The organism is Sphingobacterium sp. UBA7253 (assembly GCF_002472745.1).
Taxonomy (GTDB): domain Bacteria; phylum Bacteroidota; class Bacteroidia; order Sphingobacteriales; family Sphingobacteriaceae; genus Sphingobacterium; species Sphingobacterium siyangense.
The window spans coordinates 1-5,761 of record NZ_DKSP01000126.1 but is presented as its reverse complement, the minus strand read 5'-3'; the positions used below and the strand labels follow the sequence as shown (position 1 = coordinate 5,761).

At 39.4% G+C, this 5,761-nt stretch carries 5 protein-coding genes; 3 read left to right on the top strand and 2 right to left on the bottom strand.

All coding sequences use genetic code 11. The features are described from left to right. Window positions 1-573 (bottom strand): alpha/beta hydrolase family protein (locus tag B2X72_RS12865; RefSeq protein ID WP_286849783.1); only part of this gene is annotated, 573 nt, incomplete at its 3' end. 492 nt (window positions 574-1,065) lie between these two features. On the opposite strand from B2X72_RS12865, the gene B2X72_RS12860 reads away from it, so the two are divergent. From B2X72_RS12860 to B2X72_RS12850, 3 genes are all read left to right on the top strand, one after another. Continuing rightward, window positions 1,066-2,466 (top strand): inorganic phosphate transporter, encoded by a 1,401-nt coding sequence (locus tag B2X72_RS12860; protein WP_075993506.1) that lies wholly within the window; start codon window positions 1,066-1,068, stop codon window positions 2,464-2,466. Window positions 2,467-2,547: 81 nt separating this feature from the next. After that, window positions 2,548-3,381, top strand: coding sequence for a universal stress protein (locus tag B2X72_RS12855; protein WP_145327879.1), 834 nt, complete (start codon window positions 2,548-2,550; stop codon window positions 3,379-3,381). Window positions 3,382-3,660: 279 nt separating this feature from the next. Beyond that, entirely contained in the window at window positions 3,661-5,253 is a 1,593-nt protein-coding gene (locus B2X72_RS12850; RefSeq protein WP_286849781.1) for a glycoside hydrolase family 16 protein, read from the top strand. Between the two features lie 52 nt (window positions 5,254-5,305). On the opposite strand, the gene B2X72_RS12845 is transcribed toward B2X72_RS12850, so the two are convergent. Beyond that, entirely contained in the window at window positions 5,306-5,710 is a 405-nt protein-coding gene (locus B2X72_RS12845; protein ID WP_286849779.1) for a helix-turn-helix domain-containing protein, read from the bottom strand. Window positions 5,711-5,761 lie beyond the last annotated feature (51 nt).

Below are 5,761 nucleotides of genomic sequence, written 5' to 3'. Positions count from 1 at the left end.
GTGGAGGTTGGCAGAATCGATATTATTGGTACCGACCTCAGGGCCAGCATAGGTCCCCTCAGATTTTCCTACTCCGCGCTTGTCATAAGTAAATACGGCAATACCGTTTTGGGCTAAATATGAGGCAAAATCCATCATTCTTTTCTCTTGTCCAGAACCATGTATGAGGACAATGGCAGCATGGGCACGCCGAGGCTGAAGTATGGTTCCTGCCAGGTTAATACCCTCACTCTTAAATACAATATCTTTTGTAGACCAGTCTAAAGATTGCGCTTTTGTATGCTGTGCAAAAAGAACGCAATAAATGGCGATGAGAAAAGTTAGCGTACTAAATGTAATCCGCTGTAAGGGAGAATAGTTCGTCAAGGAATAGTCTAATGGATAAGTTTTAGGCATAATTAATTCGGTGTTAAATTTACTTTTGTCTAAAGTAATGGGTTTAATTCTAAAAAGTGTGCGTTTTTCGGTAGACTGTGGATTTGAATCGGTAAATCGTACTATTTTCGTTGTAAATGGCGGACTAAAATTCTCTCGAATCCTCTGCTTGGCATTTCGCAGATACACTATGTCCATTCCTGAAAAAAGTTTACAAAAGGTCTAATACAGCTCTTACTTTACGGTTGGTCTTATACGGCTCTTGCTTCACAGTTGGTTTTATACGGGGGGCTATATTTTGTGGGTAGAAACTAGCGATCAAATTTACTTTTGATCCGTTTTATAATCGTTATTTCTACGGAACTTATTCGGTCTTTATTCGCTTTCATCCGAATGAAGTCCGAATGAGGTCCCTATAAAGTCCGTATTAGCTCCCTGAAAATTAAGAAAGTTTGTGGGAAATAAAATAGCGATGGAATAAGATTCGTTAACAGTGTTTTAAGTTTTTCTTTCGTGTTGTATAACGTAATATATCCTTTATCAAAAGTTAACATCTGAAAATTATTTTTGAGCTGAATGAAGCGATTGTTCCTTTGGTAGTTTTCCTTAAGGAAAACTCAGCAAGTAAGAAAAACTCAGCAAGGACAACCATAAATCTTATGAAAGAATAATATGCAAATTTTCTGCAACATGATTCCTCTCTTAGGGGAAACCGATCTTAGTACTGGACTTCTTATTGTTTTTGCCCTTTGTTTATTTGCCGTTGTGGCCTTTGAATTTGTCAATGGCTTTCATGATACCGCGAATGCTGTTGCAACGGTAATTTATACCAAAGCACTTAAACCAATTGTAGCCATTCCTTGGTCTGGCTTTTGGAATTTTCTAGGTGTTTTTGCAGGTGGGATCGCAGTTGCTATGGGAATACTTAAATTGGTGCCTCTCGATACCTTAATGGCACTACCTGTTTCGGTAGGCGCTTGCCTGGTCCTTGCTGTATTATTAGCGGCTATTATCTGGAATTTGGGGACCTGGTATTTTGGTATTCCATGTTCGAGTTCACATACTTTGATTGGTGCTCTTATCGGGGCTGGTATAGGCTTCACCTGGTATTATGGTGGCAGTGGTGTCAATTGGCATAAGGCCGAGGAAATTGGTCTTTCTTTGATTCTCTCACCTTTGATTGGTTTTGGTTTAGCAGTGTTATTGATGCTCTTTTTAAAGCATGTCGTCCGTTATAAAGCACTTTTTCACATCCCACAGGGAGAAGATGACAGACCTCCCTTGTTAGTACGCGGTATTCTTATACTGACCTGTACATTGGTCAGTTTTTTTCACGGTAGCAACGATGGACAAAAAGGTGTAGGACTGTTTATGTTGATCTTAATTGCATTTCTGCCTGCTCGTTTTTCAATCAACCATTCCGTACCAGATGCGGCTGTCATTAAAACGCTCGATCAAACGGAAATCGTGTTACAGAGAATTGCTTCCAGTAATGTCGCTCAGGGAACGATGTTTGTGCAAGTCAATCAGGAGATTGAGCAAGTCAAGTTGCATTTGATGGATAAAAGTGTAACGGATAAAGCCGGTACTTTTAAATTCAGAAAAGAGGTTGAAGGTTTAGTTAAATCCATTGCTACATTAGAGAGCAGTAAACAGATCGATATCAATCCTGAAAATCGATTGGAGCTTAATCGTAAGTTGGGCGAATTGAAACATCTTACGGACTTTGCACCGATCTGGGTGATCTTAACTATTTCAATCGCCTTAGGTCTTGGGACAATGATCGGTTGGAAACGTATTGTAGTAACGATTGGTGAAAAAATAGGAAATGAACATTTGAGTTATGCTCAAGGAGCCTCAAGCGAGATTGTTGCTGCTTCGACAATTGGTATCAGTACCGTCTTGGGTTTGCCGGTTAGTACAACGCATGTGCTTTCAAGTGGTATTGCCGGTTCAATGGTCGCTTCTGGAGGAAAGAGCAATCTGAATAAAGGGACACTCAAAAGTATCGGTCTTGCCTGGGTACTTACTTTACCCGTGTCAATTGGCTTGGCATTATTACTATTTGTATTCTTCCATCTTTTTATTTAGTTGATTGTTATCTGAATGTTTTTGTCATCCATTGCATTTGTACACATGGCTATTGACAGGTAAATATTAAAAACTTAAAAAATGAAACAAATTCTTGTTGCCTCCGATTTTTCAATCAATGCAAGTCATGCTTTGCGTTACGCCTTGTCTTTGGCTTCTCGTTTGAATATGGAAGTTGCTGTTGTACATGCCATACACCCGACAGAAGGGATCAACAACAGTACTTATAACGCGATCTTTATAGAAGATTATTACGCTAGAAAACGTGCTGCTTTGCAAGAATGGACTGATCAGGTGGTCCAGGAAAATAAATACAATGACCTCAAAGTGCGAACCGTTGTTGAAGTAGGTTATCTGCGTAATGTAGTCACAAAGTATGTTGAATATACGGATGTTTCTTTTTTGGTGATGGGAATTACCGGGGCGACAGGCATTAAAGAAATTGTCGGTAGTAATGCGAGTATGGCTGTGACAAAATTGCGTATTCCGACCTTGATTGTACCTCCTGAAAGTAATCTGTCGGTTATTCCAGTCATTACATTGGCAACGGATTATAAAACAACAAAATTGTCTGTTCGTGATGTCAAAGCGCTCAATCGTATTTTAAAACTTTCAGACCCCAAGAAGTTGGAAATTCTACACGTCTCAGAAAGGGATTTGGACGAAAAGCTGGTGCGTAATGGGGAGAAAAAAATGCGTCAGTTGCTTCCTAACGTAGATATCAACTTTAATTATGTGGATGAGGATGATACACGGCCATCACATGCGATCATTGACTTTGTTGAAAACAATCAGACCGATATTCTGTGTTTGGTCAAACGCAACCATAATATGATTTACCGTTTATTTGCAAGTAGTACGGTGAATGAAGTTTTGAACCGATCAGTTAAAGCGATTTTGGTTTTGCATGAATAATATGAATGGAAACTTTTTTTACGCTATATATCAAGCCGTTTTGGATTTTCCAAGCGGCTTTTTTCTTGACTTTACCAATGCTGCAGAACGCGTTAGCGCGGAAAATTCGAGTTGTCTGATCCATTGTTTAAGTCCAAATTTTCGGAATCGCTAAATTGAACAAACGGTTGCGTTTTGATCAGAGTTGCCAATGCTGATAATTCTCGTTATTATCGTAAGGTTATAGTCTGTTCGTAAGCAGATTGACTATCGTTTGTTCGTTTATAAAATAAGAAAATTGTGAAAAAATATCTATTTCTTGCAGGTATTCAGGTAATGTCAGCGTTAGGGCTATCGGCTCAAACGACAAGTTCAAATGTACCATTACAGCTATTGGGTACCCGGAGTTGGATCCGTGTAGACATGAAGGATAATCAACCGAGCATATCCGGAGCGAAAGTCTTTTGGGCAAAAACGAATAAGAAACCGCAGACAGCCAATGCGATATTGGCAGAAGGTGCCAAACGTTATTATATTCAGCAGGTAGAGCCTGAAACGACCTATTATATCTGGGTAGAATCTGCTACAGGAAAATCCTTGGCAAATGGAAAAGTGTATACGAGCAAGAGATGGCAGCTGGATAATACTGAACTCGATGAAGAGCGAAAGAATCCAAGTTCAAGAGCAGTTCCTGTTGGTATGGAAGTTTATTGGCAGGATGAATTTAACGATCAATTACTTAATCGGAATAAATGGACGACCAACTATTTTTCATCCTTGAATTATCTGAATGCAAAATCCAAGGATGAAATGTTGCATGATCGTTTGCCACAACCCGCTTATACTTTAAATGGATCAGCGATCAATCTGTATGTCAATGATACTATTCCCAAACGGATTTTTACAGCGGGTGGCAACCAGAAGATTTCATCCATCCAAACCTACGATTGGAAGTCCAATGAAAATTTATTGGACAACAGCAAAGGTGGGTACTTTGAAGTTAAGGTAAGACGTAACCGACAGGGGAATCCCAAGGGAACAAATACAGCTTTTTGGTTTGATTCACCTGGACCAGATATTCGTTATTATCTTCAAGAAGGATCCGAAGTCGACGGAATTAAAGGCATTCGCCCCAAGGGACAGCTTTTTGAAATCGACGTTTTCGAATATATTACGGCTCAGTTTGTGATACATGGACATGTTGATCAAAAAGGGGTATTTCAACGTAACCTTGCTACACATATTGCAGAGGGGTATGAACATGTCGGACAATGGGTAACACATGGGGTATTGTGGACACCCACAAGTATTAAACATTATATCAATGGAGATCTGATCAAAGAATATACGAATAAAAATCAGATTTATTCACCCAACCACTTTTTGAACGTATTTCTTGGAGCCTATGGATCTGAAGGCGGAGTCAATATGGAGGTCGATTATATTCGGGCGTATAACTGGCCTTTAAAAGATGGTAATGAATTGCCTAATCCAGATTTTGAGGGTAAGTCTGGCCTTGCACCTTGGGAAGGAGCAGCGGTCATCGAAGAAGGGCGCGGCGAAAAGGGGAGTAAAGCGGTGGTACTTGCGCCGGGTCAAAAAATAGAGCAATATGTTTATTTGGATCCCCAACAAGACTTCAAACTTGTCTATTGGAGTAAAGGAGACAAAGTGCAGGTGGAAGTCGATGATGTCACTGTCGTAACAGGAAAGTTGTCGAATTTAAAGACGTTAATACCTGATTTAGAAAAGAAAGGTGGAAAGCAGGAGCTTGATTTTGTTACTGGCAAGGAGATTAATCCGAATAAAAAAATTGTTCGGATCGGATTTACCAATGTAGGAAAAGGAAATGCATTTTTGGATAATATCACGTTGAAAAAAAGATCGTTATAATGCGGTTTTCTTAATAAATATTGGCTCCATGTATATCACGTAGGAGCCATTTTTATGTTTTTTTATGTGGTAAATGTTTCTTTTGATATGCTGAAGGTGACATATTTGTCTGTTTTTTGAAGAAATGAGAGAAAGTAGCGGAGTCCTCAAAACCCAATTCAATCAGGGTAGTCTTGATTGGATTGGGCCCCAAACTCAGCAGGTGCATAGCTTCCTTTAATAAACGATTATGAATCAGTTTGAGGGGGCTAGTCTCCATGTATTGCTGTGTTTGCATCCAAAGACTTTTTGCAGTTATATTCAGTAAATTTGCGTAATAAGCGACATGGTGTTCTTGTTTATAATGAAGTTCTACTAATTCAAGAAAACGATTCAGGATGGCTGGATAAGCGTATGGTGCTAAATTATCGATGTGGTTGATTAAGGAGTGGTTAATCTCTAGTAAGCTAGTTGCCAAACGTGATAAAATGAGTTATAATGGTGGCTGATAGCGATAGAGTTCATTACG